The sequence below is a fragment of the Limimaricola pyoseonensis genome, from assembly GCF_900102015.1.
Lineage (GTDB): Bacteria > Pseudomonadota > Alphaproteobacteria > Rhodobacterales > Rhodobacteraceae > Limimaricola > Limimaricola pyoseonensis.
In genome coordinates, this window is the sequence record NZ_FNAT01000013.1 from 1 (window position 1) to 20,010 (window position 20,010).

The 20,010-nt window shown below is 70.8% G+C and carries 17 protein-coding genes; 10 read left to right on the plus strand and 7 right to left on the minus strand.

Annotated features, from left to right (window positions below):
- Together BLT43_RS17570 and BLT43_RS17575 are read right to left on the minus strand one after the other, a co-directional pair.
- The coding region (locus BLT43_RS17570) for an NAD(P)(+) transhydrogenase (Re/Si-specific) subunit beta (RefSeq protein WP_090111472.1) at window positions 1-1,400 on the minus strand (1,400 nt) is incomplete at its 3' end.
- A gap of 12 nt (window positions 1,401-1,412) precedes the next feature.
- On the minus strand, window positions 1,413-2,984 hold the full coding sequence (locus tag BLT43_RS17575; RefSeq protein WP_090115031.1) for a Re/Si-specific NAD(P)(+) transhydrogenase subunit alpha: 1,572 nt from the start codon (window positions 2,982-2,984) through the stop codon (window positions 1,413-1,415).
- A 238-nt stretch (window positions 2,985-3,222) separates the two neighbouring features.
- Between BLT43_RS17575 and cofG the strand changes: the two genes are divergently transcribed.
- The 8 genes from cofG (at window position 3,223) to BLT43_RS17615 (ending at window position 10,554) form a co-directional block, all read left to right on the plus strand.
- On the plus strand, window positions 3,223-4,365 hold the full coding sequence (gene cofG, locus BLT43_RS17580) for a 7,8-didemethyl-8-hydroxy-5-deazariboflavin synthase CofG (protein WP_207497652.1): 1,143 nt from the start codon (window positions 3,223-3,225) through the stop codon (window positions 4,363-4,365).
- Window positions 4,362-5,633, plus strand: coding sequence for a 5-amino-6-(D-ribitylamino)uracil--L-tyrosine 4-hydroxyphenyl transferase CofH (gene cofH, locus BLT43_RS17585; RefSeq protein ID WP_090115032.1), 1,272 nt, complete (start codon window positions 4,362-4,364; stop codon window positions 5,631-5,633). The genes cofG and cofH overlap by 4 nt, the downstream gene beginning before the upstream one ends.
- On the plus strand, window positions 5,630-6,586 hold the full coding sequence (cofD, locus tag BLT43_RS17590; RefSeq protein ID WP_090115033.1) for a 2-phospho-L-lactate transferase: 957 nt from the start codon (window positions 5,630-5,632) through the stop codon (window positions 6,584-6,586). Before cofH ends, cofD begins: the two co-directional genes overlap by 4 nt.
- Window positions 6,583-7,230, plus strand: coding sequence for a 2-phospho-L-lactate guanylyltransferase (cofC, locus tag BLT43_RS17595; protein WP_090115034.1), 648 nt, complete (start codon window positions 6,583-6,585; stop codon window positions 7,228-7,230). The genes cofD and cofC overlap by 4 nt, the downstream gene beginning before the upstream one ends.
- On the plus strand, window positions 7,227-8,000 hold the full coding sequence (cofE, locus tag BLT43_RS17600; RefSeq protein WP_090115035.1) for a coenzyme F420-0:L-glutamate ligase: 774 nt from the start codon (window positions 7,227-7,229) through the stop codon (window positions 7,998-8,000). The genes cofC and cofE overlap by 4 nt, the downstream gene beginning before the upstream one ends.
- Window positions 7,997-8,665: an NADPH-dependent F420 reductase gene (gene npdG / locus BLT43_RS17605; RefSeq protein ID WP_090115036.1), complete on the plus strand. Its 669-nt coding sequence runs from the start codon at window positions 7,997-7,999 to the stop codon at window positions 8,663-8,665. The genes cofE and npdG overlap by 4 nt, the downstream gene beginning before the upstream one ends.
- Before the next feature lie 41 nt (window positions 8,666-8,706).
- Complete coding sequence (locus BLT43_RS17610; protein ID WP_090115037.1) at window positions 8,707-9,747, plus strand: TIGR03842 family LLM class F420-dependent oxidoreductase; 1,041 nt, start codon at window positions 8,707-8,709, stop codon at window positions 9,745-9,747.
- A gap of 183 nt (window positions 9,748-9,930) precedes the next feature.
- Window positions 9,931-10,554 carry a TetR family transcriptional regulator C-terminal domain-containing protein gene (locus BLT43_RS17615; RefSeq protein ID WP_090115038.1) on the plus strand — a complete coding sequence of 208 codons (624 nt, stop codon included), beginning with the start codon at window positions 9,931-9,933 and terminating at the stop codon, window positions 10,552-10,554.
- A 16-nt stretch (window positions 10,555-10,570) separates the two neighbouring features.
- On the opposite strand, the gene BLT43_RS17620 is transcribed toward BLT43_RS17615, so the two are convergent.
- The 4 genes from BLT43_RS17620 to BLT43_RS17635 form a co-directional block, all read right to left on the minus strand.
- Window positions 10,571-11,617: a TAXI family TRAP transporter solute-binding subunit gene (locus BLT43_RS17620; protein WP_242652348.1), complete on the minus strand. Its 1,047-nt coding sequence runs from the start codon at window positions 11,615-11,617 to the stop codon at window positions 10,571-10,573.
- A 16-nt stretch (window positions 11,618-11,633) separates the two neighbouring features.
- Window positions 11,634-13,178, minus strand: coding sequence for a coiled-coil domain-containing protein (locus BLT43_RS17625; RefSeq protein ID WP_090115039.1), 1,545 nt, complete (start codon window positions 13,176-13,178; stop codon window positions 11,634-11,636).
- A gap of 235 nt (window positions 13,179-13,413) precedes the next feature.
- A complete protein-coding gene (locus BLT43_RS17630; RefSeq protein ID WP_090115040.1) occupies window positions 13,414-14,709 on the minus strand; it encodes an MFS transporter in 1,296 nt (431 codons plus the stop codon).
- A gap of 168 nt (window positions 14,710-14,877) precedes the next feature.
- Complete coding sequence (locus BLT43_RS17635; protein ID WP_090115041.1) at window positions 14,878-15,612, minus strand: sporulation protein; 735 nt, start codon at window positions 15,610-15,612, stop codon at window positions 14,878-14,880.
- Between the two features lie 227 nt (window positions 15,613-15,839).
- Here BLT43_RS17635 and BLT43_RS17640 point away from each other — a divergent pair, with 227 nt between their 5' ends.
- Together BLT43_RS17640 and BLT43_RS17645 are read left to right on the plus strand one after the other, a co-directional pair.
- Complete coding sequence (locus BLT43_RS17640) at window positions 15,840-17,387, plus strand: MltF family protein (RefSeq protein WP_090115043.1); 1,548 nt, start codon at window positions 15,840-15,842, stop codon at window positions 17,385-17,387.
- 122 nt (window positions 17,388-17,509) lie between these two features.
- Window positions 17,510-18,511: a 4Fe-4S dicluster domain-containing protein gene (locus BLT43_RS17645; RefSeq protein WP_242652349.1), complete on the plus strand. Its 1,002-nt coding sequence runs from the start codon at window positions 17,510-17,512 to the stop codon at window positions 18,509-18,511.
- Window positions 18,512-18,603: 92 nt separating this feature from the next.
- Here BLT43_RS17645 and BLT43_RS17650 read toward each other — a convergent pair whose 3' ends face one another.
- Window positions 18,604-19,899: an O-acetylhomoserine aminocarboxypropyltransferase/cysteine synthase family protein gene (locus BLT43_RS17650; RefSeq protein ID WP_090115047.1), complete on the minus strand. Its 1,296-nt coding sequence runs from the start codon at window positions 19,897-19,899 to the stop codon at window positions 18,604-18,606.
- Window positions 19,900-20,010: the final 111 nt, after the last annotated feature.

Consider the following 20,010-nt stretch of genomic DNA (forward strand, 5'->3'; position numbering starts at 1 on the left):
TAGCCGGTGCCCTGGCCGCGCTTGGAGACGAAGACCTGCTTGGCCTTCCAGACCTCGAGCACCGGCATGCCGGCGATGGGCGAGTTCGGGTCGTCCTGCGCGGCGGGGTTCACGATGTCGTTCGAGCCGATGACGATGGCGACGTCCGTGGTGGGGAAGTCGTCGTTGATCTCGTCCATCTCGAGCACGATGTCGTAGGGCACCCGCGCCTCCGCGAGCAGCACGTTCATGTGGCCGGGCAGCCGCCCCGCCACCGGGTGGATCGCGAAGCGCACGGTCTTGCCCTGCGCCCTGAGCCGGCGGGTCAGCTCGGAGACCGACTGCTGCGCCTGCGCCACGGCCATGCCGTAGCCCGGCACGATCACCACGCTCTCGGCCTCGTCGAGCGCCTGCGCCACGCCCTCGGCGTCGATCGCCACCTGCTCGCCCTCGACCTCCATCGCGGGTCCCGTGCTGCCGCCGAAGCCGCCGAGGATGACCGAGACGAACTTGCGGTTCATCGCCTTGCACATGATGTAGGACAGGATCGCGCCCGAGGCGCCCACCAGCGCGCCGGTGACGATCAGCAGGTCGTTGCCCAGCGTGAAGCCGATCGCGGCGGCGGCCCAGCCCGAGTAGGAGTTCAGCATCGAGACGACCACCGGCATGTCGGCGCCGCCGATGCCCATGATCAGGTGCCAGCCGATGAAGCCGGCGATGACAGTGACCAGCACCATGGTCCAGATGCCGGCCCCGGTGAGGTAGAGAAGCCCCAGCGCCACGCAGAGCGCCAGTGCCGCGGCGTTGAGCATGTGGCCGCCGGGCAGCTTCTTCGGCTTGCCGTCGACCCGGCCGGCGAGTTTGCCGAAGGCCACCACGGAGCCGGTGAAGGTGACCGCGCCGATGAAGATGCCCAGGGCCACCTCGGCCTTCAGGATCGCGATCTCGGCCGCGTCCTTCAGCGCCAGCTTCTTGCCGAAGCCGGTGAGCTCGCCGAAGAAGCCGCCGCCCGCGGCCTGAAGCTCGTCGGGGTCCAGGAGCGCCAGCGCCGCGCGGTCGAGCCCGAGCCCGGCCAGCGTCGCCTCGATGTCGGCGAGCATGATGTCGGCGTTGAGCCCGATGAACACCGCGGCCAAACCGACGAAGCTGTGCAGCGCCGCCACCAGCTGCGGCATCTCGGTCATCTGCACCCGGCCGGCGACGACCCAGCCGGCGAAGCCGCCGGCGATCACCGCGATCAGGATCAGGAAGAGGTTGTGCACGCCGGGGCCGAACACGGTGGCGGCGACCGCCACCGCCATGCCCGCGATGCCGTACCAGACCGCGCGCTTGGCGCTTTCCTGGTTCGACAAGCCGCCCAGCGACAGGATGAAGAGAATGGCCGCGACGATATAGGCGGCCGAGACGATGCCGATGCTCACGATCCGGCCCCCTTACGACTTGCGGAACATGGCGAGCATCCGGCGCGTGACCAGGAAGCCGCCGACGATGTTGATCGAGGCGATCAGCACCGCGATGAACGAAAGCAGCACCACGAGGAAACTGCCCGAGCCGATCTGCAGGAGCGCGCCGAGGATGACGATGCCCGAGATCGCGTTGGTGACCGCCATCAAGGGCGTGTGCAGCGAGTGGCTGACGTTCCAGATCACCTGGAAGCCGACGAAGCAGGCCAGCGCGAAGACGATGAAGTGGCTCATGAAGCTCGCCGGCGCCACCGCGCCCAAAAGCAGCATCACCGCGCCGCCGGCGGCCAAGAGCGTCACCTGGCTGCGGGTCTGGGCGCGGAAGGCCGCGACCTCCTGGCCGCGCTTTTCCTCGGCCGTCAGCTCGCGCGGCTTCTCCTTCTTCGGCGCCGCGGCGATGGCCGCGGTCCTGGGCTTGGGCGGCGGGTAGGTGATCTCGCCCGCATGGGTGGCAGTGGCGCCGCGGATCACGTCGTCGTCCATGTCGTGGTCGACGACGCCGTCCTTGCCCGGCGTGAGATCAGCCAGCATGTGGCGGATGTTGGTGGCGTAGAGCGTCGAGGACTGCGCCGCCATGCGCGAGGGGAAGTCGGTGTAGCCGACGATGGTGACGCCGCCCTCGGTGACGAACTTGTCGTCCGGCACGGTCAGCTCGCAATTGCCGCCGCGCTCGGCGGCGAGATCGACGATCACCGAGCCGGGCTTCATCGCCTCGACCATGTCCTTCGTCCACAGCACCGGCGCGTCGCGGCCCGGGATCAGCGCGGTGGTGATGACGATGTCGGTCTCGGGCGCGAGCTCGCGGAACTTGGCGAGCTGCTTTTCGCGGAACTCAGGCGAAGACGGCGCGGCGTAGCCGCCCGTCGCCGAGCTGTCCTGCGTGTCCTCGAAGTCGAGGAAGACGAACTCGGCGCCCATGCTCTCGATCTGCTCGGCCACCTCGGGGCGCACGTCGAAGGCCTGCACCTGCGCGCCGAGCGAGGTCGCGGTACCGATCGCGGCGAGGCCCGCCACGCCCGCGCCGATCACCAGCACGCGGGCGGGCGGCACCTTGCCCGCGGCCGTCACCTGCCCGGTGAAGAAGCGGCCGAAATTGTTGCCCGCCTCGATCACCGCGCGGTAGCCGGCGATGTTGGCCATCGACGACAGCGCGTCCATCTTCTGCGCCCGGGAGATGCGCGGCACCATGTCCATCGCGATCACCGTGGCGCCGGCGTCCCTGGCGCGGCCCAGCGCTTCGGCGTTCTGGCCCGGGTAGAAGAAGGAAATGAGCGTCTGGCCCTCGCGCAGGCGGCCCAGCTCGTCCTCCAGCGGCGGCCGCACCTTGGTGACGATCTCCGCCTCGGCCCAGAGCGTCGCGGCATCCGCCACGACGGTGACACCGGCCGCCTCGTAGGCCGCGTCGGTGAACCCCGCCGCCAGGCCCGCCCCCGCCTCGACCAGGCAGTCATGCCCCAGCTTCTGCAAGTCCCGTGCCGAGGCCGGCGTCATCGCCACGCGCGACTCGCCGGCCGCCACTTCGCGTGGCGCTCCAATGATCATCGTCCATGTCCTCCCGATGCCCAGCGGCGCCCTCCCAAGCGCCGCGTGAAGCTTCCCAGGACTATCCGCGTTGTTTTATCTAGTAGTCAATTATTTTGATGATGAAGGAATTCATGCTCCTCTTATGTGCATGTTATTGCTGTATAAAAAGTTGATCATTAGGTTTTTTTGACCTGATGCTAAAAATAGTTTTGACAAGACGCGCCGGGATCGCTCAGCCTTGAGGCAGGAGGAGATCATGACCAGCCACTTGCCCAGCACCGGCGGGATGCTTGCCGCTTCCGGGGATCTCGACGCCCTGATGGCCAGCGCCCGACAGATCCGCGACGCGGCCTGGGGCCGCCGGGTCACCTATTCGCGCAAGGCCTTCGTGCCGCTGACCAACATGTGCCGCGACACCTGCGGCTACTGCACCTTCGTCAAGCACCCCTCATCGCCCGAGGCGCGGATCATGACCCCCGAACAGGTTCTGGCCGAGGCGCGGCGCGGCGAGCGCGAGGGCTGCAAGGAGCTGCTGTTCAGCCTCGGCGAGAAGCCCGAGCTGCGCTACGAGGCCGCCCGCAAGGGGCTGGAACGGCTGGGATACTCCAGGCTCACCGACTACCTGCGCGACATGTGCGCGCTGGTGCTGCGCGAGACCAGCCTCTTGCCGCATGTCAATGCCGGCACGCTGACCGACGACGAGATCGACCTGCTCAAGCCGGTTTCGGCCTCGATGGGCATGATGCTCGAGACCGTGAGCCGCCGCCTGACCCGCAAGGGACAGGCGCATTTCGCCTGCCCCGACAAGACGCCGGTGCAGCGGCTGCGCACGCTGGAGCGCGCGGGCCAGAAGCGCGTGCCATTCACCACCGGGCTGCTGATCGGCATCGGCGAGACATGGGAGGAGCGGATCGAGGCGCTGCGGGCGATCGAGGCCGCGCACGCCCGGCACGGCCACGTGCAGGAGGTCATCATCCAGAATTTCCAGCGCAAGCCCGACATCGCCATGGCGCATCACCCCGAGCCCGAACTCGAGGACATGCTGCGCACCATCGCGGCGGCGCGGGTGATCCTGTCGCCCGAGATTAGCCTGCAGGCACCGCCGAACCTGAGCGCGCGCCACATCGCCTATCTCGATGCCGGCATCAACGACTGGGGCGGCATCTCGCCCGTCACCATCGACTTCATCAACCCGCAGCACGAATGGCCCGAGATCCGGGCGCTGGCCGAATCCTGCGAGACGGCCGGCTTCGCGCTGCGCGAGCGGCTCACCGTCTACCCCAGATACCTCGCCGGCGACGAGGGCTTCATCAACCCGGCCGTGCGGGCCCGGGCGCTCGGCATGGCCGGGGGCGAGGGGCTGGCGCGCGAGCAGCGGCACATCGGAGAGACAGCATGACCTACCAGTCGAAGACCCGGCAGTTCGCCCGTGACCCCGCCGCCCCGGCCGGGGCCTCGCCCGCCATCCGCGCCATCCTCGACAAGGCGCTTGCGGGCGGCGAGGTGAGCGTTGAGGAAGGCGTCGCGCTGTTCCGCGCCGAGGCAGGCGACATCGACGCGATCTACCGCACCGCCGATGAACTGCGCCGCCGCGCCAATGGCGACCGCGTGAGCTTCGTCGTCAACCGCAACATCAACTTCACCAACATCTGCTACATGGGCTGCCGGTTCTGCGGCTTCGCCAAGCGGGCCGAGGACAAGGCCGCCGAGTGGCTCGAGCCCGAACAGATCGTCGCGCGCGCGCAGCAGGCCTGGGATCGCGGCGCCACCGAGGTCTGCATTCAGGGCGGGCTGCATCCGAAGATGGAAGGCACCTACTACCGGGAGATCATCCGCGCCATCAAGACGGCGCTGCCGGGCATGCACATCCACGCCTTCTCGCCCTTCGAGATCTGGTACGGCGCGTCCAAGACCAAGATGTCCTACCGCGACTTCCTGACCGACCTGAAGGAGGCGGGGCTCGATTCCATGCCCGGCACCGCGGCCGAGATCCTCGACACCGAGGTCCGGATGCAGCTCACCACCAACAAGCTCTCGGCCGAGCGCTGGGTCGAGATCATCCGCACCGCGCACGAGGTCGGCATCCCGACCACCGCCACCATCATGTACGGCCATGTCGACGCGCCCGAGCACTGGGCCGCGCATATCGCGCTCCTGCGCGACATCCAGAAGGACACCGGCGGCTTCACCGAGCTGGTGCCGCTGTCGTTCGTGCATACCGACTCACCGCTCTACGCCCAGATCCCCGACAAGGTCCGCCCCGGCCCGACCGCGCGCGAGGTCGACCTGATGCACGCGGTGTCGCGGATCATGCTGCATGGCTGGATCGACAACATCCAGGTGAGCTGGACCAAGCTCGGCGCCGCGCGAGCGCAGGAGATGCTGACGCGCGGGGTCAACGACCTCGGCGGCACGCTGATGAACGAGAGCATCTCGCGCGCGGCCGGATCCGACCACGGGCAGGAGATCACGGCGCGCGAGCTGGTGCGGATGATCCGCGCCGCCGGCCGTGTGCCTGTGCGCCGCAACACGGTCTACGAGACGCGCGAGGTGTTCGAGCATCACGACCCCGAGGAGCTGGCGCCGCTGGTGGACCGCAAGGGCCGCGACCCGCTGGCCTTCCTCGAGATGTTCCCCGAACCTGCCCCGGCGGAGGCGGCCCGATGAGCCCGCGCAAGGTCTGCCTGATCGCCGGCGGGGTCGGCGGCGCCAAGATGGCCGAGGGGCTCGCGGCCCATGACGACGTGGCGCTGTCGGTGATCGGCAACGTCGCCGACGACGACAGCTTCCACGGGCTCTGGGTCTCGCCCGACATCGACACGCTGACCTACAGCCTCGCCGGGCGGATCGACCGCGCGCAGGGCTGGGGCGTGGCCGACGAGGGGCACCGGGCACTGGAAACGCTGAAGCTCTTTGGCGCCGACACCTGGATGTCGCTGGGCGACCGCGATTTCGGGCTGCACATCCACCGCACCATGCGGCGCGCGCGCGGCGACCGGCCCTCCGACATCGCCCGCGACGTGGCGCGCGCCTTCGGCGTGAGGCCCGCGATCCTGCTGCCGACCGACGACGTGGTGCAAACCAGGATGCGCACCACCGACGGCCGCTGGCTGCGGTTCCAGGAATACTTCGTGCGCGAGCGCTGCGCCCCCGAGATCCGCGAGATCGCCTTCACCGGCCTCGACATGGCGCGGCCCACGCCAGAGGCGCTGGCCGCCATCGCCGCGGCCGATCTGATCGTCATCGCGCCGTCGAACCCGCTGGTCAGCATCGCGCCGATCCTCGGCGTGCCGGGGATAGGCGACGCGCTGCGCGCCGCCACCGCGCGCAAGGTCGCGGTCAGCCCCTTCATCGATGGCCGGGTGGTCAAGGGCCCGGCCGACCGGATGATGGCCGCGCTCGGGCTGCGGGCCGATGCGCTCGGCGTGGCGCGGCGCTACCGCACGCTGGTCGACCGGCTGGTCATCGACCATGCCGACGCGGCGCTGAGCGCCGAGATCGCCGCCGAGGGCCCTACCCCGCATTGCAGCGACATCATGATGCAGACCCAGGCCGACAAGGCCCGGCTGGCGCGCGAGATCATCGATCTGGCCTTCGCCCCGGCGGAGGCGGCGGCATGAGCGGCGCGGGCAAGCGCCTCGCGGTGATCCCCATGAAGGATCCGCGCCACGCCAAGACCCGGCTGAGCTTCGCCCTGTCGGACGGGCAGCGCGCGCGGCTGGCGCTCGGGTTGTTCCGGGCCACCGCGGCGCGGCTGCGCGAGGCGGCCGACGGGCTGGAGGCGCAGGTGGACCTCGCCGTCGTCACCGGCAGCCCGGTCATCCGCGACGTCGCCGCCGCGCTCGGGCTTCGGGTGATCGACGATGACGGCGCGGGCGCGCTGTCGGGCGCGGTCGAGACCGCCGCCCGCTGGGCCGAGCGGCGCGGCTACGAGGCGCTCTGCGTCCTGCCGGGAGACCTGGCCGACCCCGATCCGGCCGAGCTGGCGCGGCTGCTGGCCTTCCCGATCGGGGGCGATGCGGCGGTGATCTGCCCGGCCAAGGATCTCGGGACCAACGCGCTGATGGTGCCGCTGCCCTGCCCCTTCGGCTTCGCCTACGGGCCGAAATCCACCGTCGCGCATCGTCGCGCGGCCGAGGCGGCGGGGCTGCGGCCGGTGGTGATGCCGCTGGCGAGCCTGCGCGTCGACATCGACACGGCCGCCGACCTGCACCACCTGCCCGCGGGCCATCTGGGCCGGCGGCGGCTGGAGGGCGCGCAATGAGCCTTTCCGTCTCGCTGACCGCCATCCCCGGCATCCCCGACATAAGCGAGGGCGACGACCTCGCCGCGATCATCGGCGACCGGCTCGAGGCGGCGGGCCTCGGGCTCTGCCACGGCGACATCCTCTGCGTCGCGCAGAAAGTGTTCTCCAAGGCCGAGGGCTGCATCATCCCGCTCGATACGGTCACGCCCTCGGACGAGGCGCTGCGCTACGCCGAAGAGCTCAACAAGGACGCCCGCAAGGTCGAGGTGGTGCTGCGCGAAAGCAGCCGCGTGGTGCGCGCCTTCCGCCGCCCCGACCAGAACGAGGGCACGATGATCTGCGAGCACCGGCTCGGCTTCATCTCGGCCAATGCCGCGGTGGACGAGTCGAATTTCGGCGAGGAGAGCGCCGTGATGGTGCTGCCGCCCGACCCGGATGCCAGCTGCGCGGCGCTGCGCGTGGCGCTGGCCGAGCGCTTCGGCGCGCAGATCGGCGTGGTGATGACCGACACCTTCGGCCGGCCCTGGCGGCTGGGCCAGGTCAACGTCGCGATCGGGCTGTCCCAGGTGCCCGCCACGATCCGCGAGCAGGGCAAGACCGACGCCTGGGGCCGGCCGCTGCAGGTGACCGAGCCCGCGCTCGCCGACGAGATCGCCGCCGCCTCGGGGCTGGTGGTGCGCAAGGACGGCAAGACCCCGGCGGTGCTGCTGCGCGGGCTCGACTGGACGCCGGCCGAGAGCCGCGGCGCCGACATCCTACGCCAGAAACAAGAGGACATGTTCAGATGACAATCGCGATCATTGGCGGCACCGGGCCGCAGGGCCAGGGTCTCGCGCTGCGCTTCGCGCGCGCCGGCGTCGAGGTGGTGCTGGGCGGCCGCGACGGCGTGCGCGCCGCCGCCATCGCCGAGGAGCTGCAGGCGCAGCTGCCCGCAGACGCCGCGAAGATCCGCGGCCTCGACAACGAAGGCGCCACCGCCGCCGCCGAGGAAATGGTGATCCTCGCCGTCCCCTTCTCGGCCCACAACGCGACGCTTCAAGCGCTCAAGCCCGCGCTGGCCGGCAAGATCCTCGTCGACATCGTGGTGCCGCTGGCCGAAGGCGACCCCAAGAAGGTCGCCATGCCGCCCGAGGGCTCGGCCACCGAGGCGGCGCAGGCGCTTCTGGGCCCCGAGATCCCGGTGATCGGCGCGCTGCACAACGTCTCGGCGGTGACGCTGAAGGCGCTCGACCAGACGATCAACTGCGACATCCTCGTCTGCGGCAACAGCTTGGATGCCCGCAAGAAGGTGATCGATCTGGTGCGCAAGCTCGGCGTCGAGGCCTACAACGCCGGCGACGCGCAATCGGCGCGCTGCATCGAGGCGATCACCCCGATCCTGATCCGGCTGAACATCTCGAAGGCCGTGCCTTTCAGCCATGCGGGCATCCGCATCTGCCCGCCCGACCACTGATCCACAACAACAACATCAATTCTCTAGGGAGGAGAAATCACATGGAATTCGGCATCTGCTTCAAGGGCTTCGTCGAGCCCGAGCGCGCCCGCGCGCTGGTCCGCCAGGCCGAGAACGCCGGCTTCGACTATTGCTGGTTCTACGACAGCCACATCCTGTGGCGCGAGAGCTTCGTCGCCATGGCGATGTGCATGGAGCACACCACCCGCATGCGCTTCGGCCCGCTGGTGACCAACCCCAACTCGCGCGAATGGTCGGTCGCGGCCTCGCTGTTCGGCTCGCTCGCCAAGCAGTCGAATGGCCGCTTCGACATCGGCCTCGGCCGCGGCGACAGCGCGGTGCGCGTCATGGGCAAGAAGCCGTCCACGCTGAAGCGCCTCGAGGAGTTCACCCATGTGGTGAAGGCGCTCATTCGCGGCGAGGAGGTGCAGTACGGCGAATGCCCCGAGCCGGTGAAGTTCCCCTGGGCCGACGGCTACGAGCTGCCCGTCTGGATCGGCGCCTACGGCCCGAAGGCGCTGGCCTCCGCGGGCCGGGTCGGCGACGGCGTGGTGCTGCAGATCGCCGAGCCCAAGATCGTCAAATGGTTGGCCGACCAGGCCAAGACCGCCGGGACCGAGGCCGGGCTCGACATGTCGGGCTACAAGGTGATGGCCGCGGCCCCCGCCCATACCGGGCCGATCGACGAGGCGATCGAGAAGGTGAAGTGGTTCCCCGCCATGGTCGGCAACCACGTCGCCGACATCGTCGAGAAATACGGCGCCGACAGCGACCAGGTGCCCTCCTCGCTCACCTCCTACATCGAGAACCGCAAGGGCTACGACTACTCCAAGCACGGCCAGAGCGATAACCCGTATCTCGACTTCATCACCGAGGACATCATCAAGAGCTTCTGCGTGCTGGGCACGCCTGAAGAGCACGTCGCCAAGATCCGCGAGCTCGAGGAGGCCGGCACGACGCAGTTCAACATCTATCTCGACAGCGGCGACGAGGAGAAGATCATCGCCGATTACGGCCAGACGGTGATCCCCGCCTTCCGCGAGAAGGCCGGCAACGTCACGCCGCTCAAGGCCGCCTCCTGAGGCCTCCCCCGCGCGTCAGAACGCCGACCGGCGGGCAGCCCACCCTGCCCGCCGGGACCGCCGGCCCGGACCGTGCACGCCCGATCCGCACACCGGACGCGTCATGGCCGCCGCTCTGGCCTTGCCCTTGCAGTTGTGCGATAGGGCACCCGGATTGACCCATAGGCGGGAGCTGGACGGCGCATGGCACGCATGGCGGGGACCAAACCCAAGACCCGGATCCAGCGCAAGAACACCGAGCAGATCCTTGGCGCCGCGCTCGAGGTCTTCGCCCAGCACGGCTCCTCCGGCGCCTCGATCAACATGATCGCCAAGACCGCCGGGCTGACCACGCCGAACCTGCTCTATTACTTCGAAAGCAAGGACGCGATCCGGCGCGAGCTTCTGTCGCGCACGCTGCAGCTGTGGATGTCGCCGCTCAACATGCTCAGCCCCAATGGCGAGCCGGTCGAGGAGATCTGCCAGTACATCCGGCGCAAGCTCGACATCTCCAAGAACTTCCCCAAGGAGAGCAAGTTCTTCGCCAACGAGATCCTGAGCGGCCTGCCGCAGTCCCGCAGCGAGATCTTCGAGCCGCTGAAGGAGCTCTACAACGCCAAGATCGCGGTGCTCGAGAACTGGATCGCCGAGGGCCGCATCGCGCCGGTCGACCCGCATCACCTGCTCTACTCGATCTGGGCGACGACCCAGCACTACGCCGATTTCGACGTGCAGATCGAGGAGATCGCGCCCGAGAAGTCGAAGGACCGCTTCGCCGAGGCCGAGGCCTTCCTGATCGAGATGTACCGCAAGCTTCTCGCGGTCTGAGCAGCGCGGCGCCGGCTCAGCAGCCGATCGCGGCGCAGATCTGGCGGCGGTAGACGGCGTTGGCCTCGCTGGCCGGCCCCGGGCCCGCCATGGCCGGCGGCGTGCATTCGAGGCTGTAATCCGAGGCCAGCCCGAGATTGACGCAGGCGCCGATCTCCCAGCCCGGCGGGATGTCGGTCAGGTCGACCTGCTGCCACTTCGGATGGCCGGTCTCCTTGAGATCGGCGAAGCGAGTGAAGATCAGGTTGGCCATGTCGCGCACCGCGTCGCAGCTGGCCCGGTGATAGGCGTTGCGCCGGGCGTCGTATTCATAGGTCATCAGCACCGCCTTCACCGCGATCGCCGGCACCTCCTCGGACTGGAACGGGTAGGTGTCCGCGGCAATCCGCGTCGGCTGGTAGACCGCGCCCAGCACGTCGTCCTCGACCGGCAGAAGGTGCCAGCGCCCGGCGTCGATGCGGTCGTCCTGAAACAGCCGCGTCGGCGCGCCGGCCACGTAGAACAGCGCGTCGATCTCGCCGGCCAGCAGCGCCTCGAGCGCCGCGTCGGGGCCGATCAGCGCGCGTTCGGCCGGCTGGACGCCGACGATGTCGAGCACCAGCGACGCGGTGAGGAAGGTGCCGCTGTCCTCGACGCCGACCGCGACGCGGGCGCCGTCGAGGTCGCCGAGCCCGCCGATCTCGCGCCGGGCGAGGACGTGGATCTCCTCGTTGTAGAGCGGGAAGGCGATCCGCACGCCGCGGATGGCGCGGGCGATGGCCGGATCGTCGGCGGAATAGGTCTTGAGATATTCCAGCACGTCGCTCTGCACGATGCCGAACTGGGTGTGCGGCCGCTGCCGCACCCCGATGAAGTTCTCGAGCGAACCCGCGCTTTCGCGCACGTTGAGCGTCAGCCCGCAATTCTGCGCGAGGCCGGCGATGTTGTTGCCGAACTGGATGTAGGTGCCCGAGGGGCCGCCCGTCAGGATGTTCTTCTCGAACTCCTGAGCCTGCACCGCAAGCGCGGCGCAGGCCAGTCCGGCGGCCGCCACCAGCACGCGGCAGATCGAAAGACAGGTCACGGTCTGGGCTCCTTCGTCATTGGGCGGCCCCGCCCTCGCAGGGGCCGAGATCTCGGATCAGCGACACGAGGGTCTGCCGGTTGACCGCGCCCAGCGCCTCGCGCAGCGCGTCGGCGGGGCAAACCCCGGCGCGCAGCCGCGCGGCCAGCCCGGCCCGCGCCTCGGAGCCGGCGGCCGCGAGACCGGGGGCGGCGTCGAGCGCGGCGTCGATCCGGTCCGGCACGGATTCGGGTTCGGGCACAGGGGCCGCGGCGCGGCTCGCGGGGGCGGCGGCTGGCGCGGCGGGTGACAGGTCGGGCGCGGCCGGATCGGCCGACGGTGCGGGCGCGGCCGCAGCGGCCGACTGGGCCGCGACCGCGGCGCGCAGCGCGACCAGCCTGTCGGCATTGGCCATCAGCTGGGCCGTGACGACTGCGTTGCGCCGCAGCGTCTCGGCCACCTCCTCCTGCATCCGCTTGCGGATGACGGCGAGCGCGGTCTCGGCCTCGTCACGCTTGAGGGTGGCGCGGTCGCGCGCGGCGCGGGCCTCCTCGGCCTCGGCCTCGGCCTGCGCCGCGCCGGCCGCCAGCCGTTCGAGCCGCGACACCGCCCGCCCCGCCTCGGCCTCGAGCGCGCGCAGGCGCATGGCGACGGCCTGCGTATCGTCGCCCAGCGCGGCGCGCTCAACCCGCGCCGCGCGGATGTCGGCCTGCATCCGCGCCGTGAGCGTCGCCAGCTCGGCCTCGGCCGCGCGGCGCCGGGCGGCGCCGTCGGCCACCGTCCGCTCGGCTTCGCCGAGCCGGTCGCCCAACAGCGCGATCTCGGCGTCGAGCGTCGATCTGCGGGCGTTCGCCGTCTCGATCTCCTGTTGCAGTCGGCGCAGCGTCGCGGCCTGGCGGTCCACCTCCTGGACCACACGGTCGCGGCCCGAGGCGACCAGCGCCGCCTGCCGCCCGGTGGTGGCGAGGTCGCGCCGCGCCCGCTCCACCGCCGGCGCGAGCGAGGCGAGTTCGGATTGCAGCTCGCTCCGCATCCGTTCGCCGGTGTCGAGCGCCGCACTCAGCGTCTCGAGCCGGGCGGCCTGCGCGGCCACCTCGGTGTCGAGCCCGTCATGCTCGCGCCGCAGCGTGACCAGCGCCGCCTCCATGCGCTGCAGCTCGGCCGCCGCGACCTGCCGGGCCTGACGGGCCGCGTCCTCGGCCTGCGCCAGCCGCGCGATCTCGGCCCGGTGTTTCGCCTCGGCCTCCGCATGCAGCTTGAGCCGGCCGGCCAGCGCGGCCTGATGCACGAGGTCCCGGTCGCGGCGGCCGCGCAGCTCGGCGATCTCCGCCTCGAGCCGGGCCGCGCTCTGCGCGCCCGCGACCCGCTCCGCGGCGAGGCGCCGGCCCAGCGCGGCCCGTTCGTCGCGCAGCAGCGCCACGGCGGGAGGTGCGGCGTCGGTCGCCGTCTGCGCATCGGTCGCGAATGTGCCGGGATCCTTGCGCAGCAGCGCGAGACGGGCTGTCTCGAGGGCGATCTGTTCGCGCAGGCGGGCAAGCTCGGCTTCGGCGGCGGCGCGGCCGAGGCCCGGCCCCGCGATCATGTCCGCCTCTTCCGCCACGGATTCAGCCGGAACGGGCGAAGCCTGGGCGCCAAGGGCGCAGACCAGGCCGATCATCGCAAACCACTCATACCGCATCAGAAACCCAACCCGAGCCGGCGAGTTATCCGATGTCCGACACCGCCGGACAATCACCAAGAACATTAACGATTGTCCACGAAGCGGCGTCTTCAGGCAAGAATTTCCGAACCGGGCGGGTCAAGACCGCCCGCCGGCCTCAGCGCGACGTCGCTTCCTCGCCGGTTTCGGCCGCCTCGGCGGCCTCGGCCTCGTCGGCGCGCTCGGCCTCCTCGGCATACCATTCCTGCGCCGCCTCGACCGCGACGGGCGAGGCGGTCGGCACCACGCCGAGATAGGCGCGGCTCTCCTCGGCGGTGACCGGGCGCCGGGTCATCCGCCACGCGGCGTAAAGGGTGATCGCGGCGAAGACCGCGCCGAGGAAGGCCCAGAACCCGTCCGGCCCGACCAGCTCCATGATCTGGCCCGTTGCCAGCGGCCCGACGATCGCGCCGAGACCGTAGATGAAGACCAGCCCGCCCGAGGCGGCCGGCATGTCCTCGACCTCGAGATAGTCGTTGGTGTAGGCGATCAGCAGCGAATAGAGCGGGCTCGCCATGCCGCCCATCAGGAAGGCGGCCACGAGCAGCGGCCCGAAGCCGCCGCCCAGCAGGAGCCCGCCCAGGCAGGCGGCCGCGCCCAGCGCGCTGACGCCGAGGATCAGCCCCCGCCGGTCGAGCCGGTCCGACAGCCAGCCGATCGGGAACTGCAGCACCAGCGCGCCCGCGAAGATCGCCGCCACGAAGAGCGAAACCTCGCGCAGGCCGAAGCCCGCGGCGGTGCCGTAGACCGAGGCCATGCCGAGCTGGGCCGAGAAGACGCCGCCCAACAGGAAGGTGCCGACCGTGCCCAGCGGCGAGCGGTCGTAGAGCTGCCTGAGCGACATCGGCTTGGCGACCTGCGTCGGCGGGCCGGGCTGCGCCGAGAGCAGGATCGGCGCGAAGGACAGCGAGACCAGCACGGAGGAGAGGATGAACAGCGCGAAGCCGCCCGCATCCGCGAGGTTGAGCGCGCCCTGCGCCGCGATCATGCCCAGCATCTGCGCCACCATGTAGGCCGAGAGCACCGTGCCGCGCGTGCGGTTGCTGGCCGCGTTGTTCAGCCAGCTCTCGGCGGTGACGTAGACCCCCGACAGGCAGAAGCCGAGCCCGACCCGCAGCAGGGTCCAGAGCCACGGCTCGACGATCAGCGGAAACAGGATCAGACCGGCCGACATGAAGGAGCCGAGCGCCGCGAAGACGCGGACATGCCCGACATGGCGGATCATCAGCGGCGCGATGCGCGAGCCGGCGAGGAAGCCCACGAAATAGCCCGAGGTGATGATCGACAGCGAAAGGGTGGAGAACCCCTCGGGGCCGCCGCGCACGCCCATCAGCGTGGACTGCATGCCGTTGCCGATCATGATCAGGACCATGCCCAGCAGCAGCGCCCAGACGCCTCCCAAAACCTGCAGCATGTCCGGGTCTCCCCATCGCGTGGTTTCGGTCGGCATGCGGTATGCCGGCGGGCCGCGGCGCAGGAATGGCCGCTTGCCCGGGCAGGTGGGTCCCTGCCCGGGCCCGGTCAAGGCCGCGCCGGAAATTTCCCGGCTACGAAGTTGGCCCCTGCCCCGTCGCCGGCGCCGTCAGCGCAGGCGGTCGATCGCGCGGCGCAGTTCGCTCGCCATGTCGATGCGGCTCGCCTCGGCGTGCGCGATGCGGATGCGCGCCGCGCGCTCGCCGCCGCCGAAGAACAGGCCGCCGCGGTTGTCCACGGTGAGCAGCACCTCGACCCCGCCGGGCGCGGGCGCGAAGGAGATCTCGACCTCCTCGATGCCGAGATCGCCGAAGCCCGAGGGCCGGAAGTCGAACTCCTGCACGAAGGGCGCGCGCCGCCGCGGGTCGTATTCGACCTCGGTCTCGACCAGCCGGAAGCCGGCCTGCGCGATGCCGTCGAGCACCGCCGTCATGGTCGGGTTCGGCACGATCTCGACGAGGTCGCTATCCTTCGGGTCGATCGCGCCGGGCACGTCGAGCCTCGTGCGCAGATGGGTCCGGGTCGAGCCGATGCTGATCGGCGCGGAGGCCGGCACGTCCATCTCGACCGGGATCGCCAGTTCCTCGCCCGGCGCGACCTGCCCGATCGCGACCTCGCCCGAGACGAGGACGATGTCGCCATGCGCCTTCGCGCCGCCCGGACCTTCCACCAGGCAGTGAGTCACCAGCTCGAGCCGCGCGCTCCGGATCTCCTGGGCGGTGGTGCCGCCTTTGACCCGGATCTCGGCCTTCAGGGTGCCGCCCACCTCGACGCGGTCGTCCTCGAGCACCGCGTCCACGGTGGCGCCGCCGATGCCGAGGCTGGTGAGAACCTTGCCAAACATTGTCTTCGCTCCGTCATGTCGTTCGCGCTGCAATCTGGGGGCTCGGCCGGGCGGCCGAAAGGGCCGCACCGCGCCTTAACGAAAGGGAACCCGGCCGGCGCGGCGCCGGGGCGCCGCCATGCCGATGCCGCGCCGCGGCGCGCGAAAGCCCGCCGATCTTCGGAGCCCAAGCGGCATCGCGACGTTGGGCCCGTGCAGCACACCGAAGCCATTCGCGGAGGACCGACATGCCGCTTCAACGCAGCCTTTGCCTGATCGCCGCCGGACTGCTCGTCACGGCCCCCCAAGCCCAGGCCCGGGAGGTCGAGCCGGCGGGCAATCTCGGGGCGCTGGCCGAGCGGATCGCGGAGGAGGACGCGGCCGCGCGCGGCGACGGCGAGGTGCTGGTCGACGCGATACTGGCGCCCGAGACCGGCGGCCTGCCGCAGATGCGCGAGCGCGGCTACCTGCGCATGGCGGTGCCGCCCGACCCGCTGATGATCGCCTTCGACGGCGAAAACGCCGTCGGCGTGGCGATGGAGATCGCGCGCGAGTTCGAGCTCTACCTCGCCAGCCTCGAGGACGCGTCGAACACGCCCACCGTGGTCGTGCCGACGCCGATGCCGCGGGCCGAGATCCTGCCGGCCGTGCTGGGCGGGCGCAGCGACTTCACCACGCTCACCGCGACCCGCGCCGAGGAGACCGACGGGCTGGCCTACACCCGGCCGCTGATCGAGGACGTCAACGACGTGCCGGTGCTCGCGCCCGGCCTCGACGGGGTGGAGAGCGTCGACAACCTCGTGGGCCTGCCGCTCTACGTCGCCGAGGGCAGCCGCTACGCCGCCAATCTCGAACGGCTGAACGCGGCGCGCGAGGCGGAGGGCCGGCCGGCGCTGGATGTGCGGCTGGTCGACGGGCGGCTCGACGATTACGACCTGATCGAACTGGTCGAGATCGGCGTGATCCCGGCCACGGTCGTCACCGACTTCAAGGCGCGGTTCTGGTCCTCCGCCTATCCTTCGGTCGTCATCCACGAGGCGGTGGAGCTGACCGAGGACGGGCGCATCGCATGGGCGATGCGGCAGGCCAATCCCGAGCTGCGCCGCGCGCTCGAGGGCTTCGCCGAGGTCGCCCGCGAGGGCACGCTTCTGGGCAACGTCGTGCTGGAGCGCTACGCCAACTCGGCCGACTGGATCGAGAATCTCGGCACCGACGCGGCGCAGCTTCGGATCGACGAGGTCGAGCCCGTGATCGAGAAATACTCCGAGCAGTACGATTTCGACCCCGATCTCGTGCTGGCGCAGGCCTACCAGGAATCCCGGCTCGATCAGGACGCGCGCAGCCATGTCGGCGCGGTGGGCGTGATGCAGGTCATGCCGACCACCGCCGCCGACCCGGTGGTGGGGATCCCCGACGTCTCGTCGCTCGACGCCAACGTCCATGCCGGGCTGCGCTACCTGCGCTGGCTGCGCGACAGCTTCTTCGACGCGCCCGAGATCGCGCCGCTCGACCAGACGCTGCTGGCCTTCGCGGCCTACAATGCCGGGCCCGGCGGCGTCGCGAAGGCGCGCCGCCGCGCCGAGGCGATGGGGCTCGACCCCGATGTCTGGTTCGAGAATGTCGAGATCGCGATCCAGGAGGCGGTGAGCCGCGAACCGGCGATCTACGTGCGCAACATCTTCAAGTACTACGTCTCCTACCGGTTGCTCGCCGATCTCGAGGCCGAGGCCGCGGGCCTGCGCGAGCGCATCGAGGAGATCGCCGAGGAGCGGCGCGCCGCCCCCGCCCGGCCCTGAGCCTTGCGCCCGGGCGCGGCCCGTCGCGGCCGCGCCCGGCTTGATGGCGGGCGGTGATCGGGTAACGTCGCGACATGCCGAAGCCGAACCCGCACCGCCCCTTCACGCCGGACCCCGCCCAGATGGCCCTGGCCCCCGCCGTCTCGGGCAACGAGATCAACGGCATGGACCTCGACGCGCCGCGGCCGCCGCGGATGGTCTACTGGGCGCCCGACCCCGACGAGATCCCGCATGGCGGGATGCAGCGCTGGTTCTACACCGTGCGCCCCGACGCGCCGGCGCTGGTGGCCGAGCGTGCCGCCCGGCAGGCGATCCTCGAAGCCCCCCTGCCCGATGTCGCGCCCGAGCGCCGCGAGGCCGCGCCGGAGGAATGGACCGCCGAGCTGGACGGCTTCGTCGCAAGCGGGCTCTGCGAGAAGGCGGGCGTGGCCGAGATGCGGTCCGAATGGTGCTACGAGGGCCACAGCGTGCCGCAGTCGCGGGTGATCCTGCTCGGCGTCCGCCACGACTACGACCGGCTGCGGCAGGCCCCCGAGGTCGAGGCCGGCGCCGAGGTGGTGCGGCAATACGGCCGCGCCGCGCATGCCGCCAAGCAGGTCGCGGGCTGGCTGCGCCGAGCCGGCTGGGCGGCCGAGCCGGTCACCGGGCCGATGACCGGCGCCTTCACGCTGATCCCGCCGGCGCTGGCTTGCGGCTTCGGCGAGCTGGGCAAGCACGGCTCGATCATCGACCGCGACCTCGGCGCCAATTTCCGCCTCTCGGCGGTGCTGACCGACGCGCCCTTCGCGCCGACGCCGCCGCGCGCGCATGGCATCGACGCCTTCTGCGCCAGCTGCCGGATCTGCGAGGATGCCTGCCCGCCACTGGCGATCCAGCCCGAGAAGCGGCGCGTGCGCGGGGTGCGGAAATGGTACGTGGATTTCGACCGCTGCCTGCCCTTCTTCAACGAGCATCACGGCTGCGCCATCTGCATCGCGGTCTGCCCGTGGTCGCGTCCGGGCGTGGGGCCGAACCTCGCGGCCAAGCTGGCCCGGCGCGCCGGGCGCGACCCGCAGGAGGCGGCAGCGGCCGGGCCGGGCGATGCGCGCGACGCCCCGAGCCGCCCGGCCGGCCCGCCGCGATGAGGGCCGGGCCACCGGGCTTTCCGAGCGATCGCCGCCGCCCGCGCCCCGGCGGCCGGCCCGCCCCGGTCTCCGGGGCGGGATCATCCTGAGCGTCAGCTCGCGGTCGCGATGTCCAGCGCCTGGTCGAGATCGGCGATCAGGTCTTCGGGGTCCTCGATCCCGATCGACAGCCGCACCAGGTCCGGCTCGGCGCCCGCCGCCATCTGCTGGTCGACGGTCAGCTGCCGGTGCGTGGTCGAGGCGGGGTGGATGATCAGCGACCGGGTGTCGCCGAGATTGGCGACGTGGCTGAAGAGCTTCAGGCTGTCGACGAGCTTCACGCAGGCCTCGTAGCCGCCCTTCACGCCGACCGTGAACAGCGCGCCCGCCCCCTTCGGCGTGACCTTCGCCACGCGTCCGTGCCAGGGCGAGGACGGCAGGCCGGCCCAGGTCACGCGGTCGATGCGCGGATCCTTCTCGAGCCAGTTCGCCACGCGCTCGGTGTTGGCGACGTGCCGCGCCATGCGCAGGCTCAGCGTCTCGATCCCCATCAGCGCGTAATGCGCGGCCTGCGGGTTCAGCGTCATGCCGAGGTCGCGCAGCCCCACCGCGATCGAGTGGAAGGTGAAGGCCATCGGCCCCAGCGCCTCGTGGAAGTTGAGCCCGTGATAGGCGGGCTCCGGTGCGGCGAGCGAGGGGAACTTGCCCGAGGCGGACCAGTCGAACTTGCCGCTGTCAACCACCACGCCCGCGGTGATCGTGCCATTGCCGGTCAGGTATTTCGTGGCCGAATGCACGACCAGCGTCGCGCCCTGCGCGATCGGGTTGCAGAGATATGGCGTGGCCAGCGTGTTGTCGACGATCAGCGGCAGCCCGACCCGGTCGGCGAGCGCGGCCACCTCGGGCAGGTCGGTGATGTAGCCGCCCGGGTTCGAGATCGACTCGCAGAAGATGGCGCGGGTGTCGTCGTCCACCGCCGCCTCGATCGCGGCGAGATCGTCGAAGTCGACGAAGCGCGCCGACCAGCCGAAGCGCTTGATGGTCTGGCTGAACTGGGTGACGGAGCCGCCATAGAGCCGGGTCGAGACCACCACGTTGCAGCCCGGCCCCATCAGCGGGAACAGCGCCATGATCTGCGCCGCGTGGCCCGAAGAGCAGCAGACCGCCCCCGCCCCGCCCTCGAGCGCGGCGACGCGGTCGGCCAGCGCGGTGACGGTCGGGTTGGTCAGGCGCGAATAGATGTAGCCCACCTCCTGCAGCCCGAACAGCCGCGCGGCGTGGTCGGCATCCTTGAAGACGTAGGAGGTCGACTGGTAGATCGGCACCTGTCGCGCGCCGGTCGCCGGATCGGGCGACGCCCCGGCATGAATCTGCAACGTGTCGAAGCCGAGCGTGCGCTGGTCGGTCATGATGTCCTCTTCCCTCCGATAGGCCGCCCGACGCTAGCCGCACGGGCCGGCACAGGCAACGCCCCGCGCCAACGCAAGTCGCGGGCCGTCGCGCGCCTCGGAAGGGAGCGG

What these genes read in the sequence shown, in the direction of transcription:
- BLT43_RS17575 (WP_090115031.1), bottom strand. Translation starts at nt 2,984, where the DNA reads ATGATCATTGGAGCGCCACGCGAAGTGGCGGCCGGCGAGTCGCGCGTG.
- BLT43_RS17640 (WP_090115043.1), top strand. Translation starts at nt 15,840, where the DNA reads ATGCCGCTTCAACGCAGCCTTTGCCTGATCGCCGCCGGACTGCTCGTC.
- BLT43_RS17615 (WP_090115038.1), top strand. Translation starts at nt 9,931, where the DNA reads ATGGCACGCATGGCGGGGACCAAACCCAAGACCCGGATCCAGCGCAAG.
- cofE (WP_090115035.1), top strand. Translation starts at nt 7,227, where the DNA reads ATGAGCCTTTCCGTCTCGCTGACCGCCATCCCCGGCATCCCCGACATA.
- cofD (WP_090115033.1), top strand. Translation starts at nt 5,630, where the DNA reads ATGAGCCCGCGCAAGGTCTGCCTGATCGCCGGCGGGGTCGGCGGCGCC.
- cofG (WP_207497652.1), top strand. Translation starts at nt 3,223, where the DNA reads ATGACCAGCCACTTGCCCAGCACCGGCGGGATGCTTGCCGCTTCCGGG.
- cofC (WP_090115034.1), top strand. Translation starts at nt 6,583, where the DNA reads ATGAGCGGCGCGGGCAAGCGCCTCGCGGTGATCCCCATGAAGGATCCG.
- BLT43_RS17610 (WP_090115037.1), top strand. Translation starts at nt 8,707, where the DNA reads ATGGAATTCGGCATCTGCTTCAAGGGCTTCGTCGAGCCCGAGCGCGCC.
- BLT43_RS17635 (WP_090115041.1), bottom strand. Translation starts at nt 15,612, where the DNA reads ATGTTTGGCAAGGTTCTCACCAGCCTCGGCATCGGCGGCGCCACCGTG.
- BLT43_RS17645 (WP_242652349.1), top strand. Translation starts at nt 17,510, where the DNA reads ATGGCCCTGGCCCCCGCCGTCTCGGGCAACGAGATCAACGGCATGGAC.
- BLT43_RS17625 (WP_090115039.1), bottom strand. Translation starts at nt 13,178, where the DNA reads ATGATCGCGGGGCCGGGCCTCGGCCGCGCCGCCGCCGAAGCCGAGCTT.
- BLT43_RS17650 (WP_090115047.1), bottom strand. Translation starts at nt 19,899, where the DNA reads ATGACCGACCAGCGCACGCTCGGCTTCGACACGTTGCAGATTCATGCC.
- cofH (WP_090115032.1), top strand. Translation starts at nt 4,362, where the DNA reads ATGACCTACCAGTCGAAGACCCGGCAGTTCGCCCGTGACCCCGCCGCC.
- npdG (WP_090115036.1), top strand. Translation starts at nt 7,997, where the DNA reads ATGACAATCGCGATCATTGGCGGCACCGGGCCGCAGGGCCAGGGTCTC.
- BLT43_RS17630 (WP_090115040.1), bottom strand. Translation starts at nt 14,709, where the DNA reads ATGCTGCAGGTTTTGGGAGGCGTCTGGGCGCTGCTGCTGGGCATGGTC.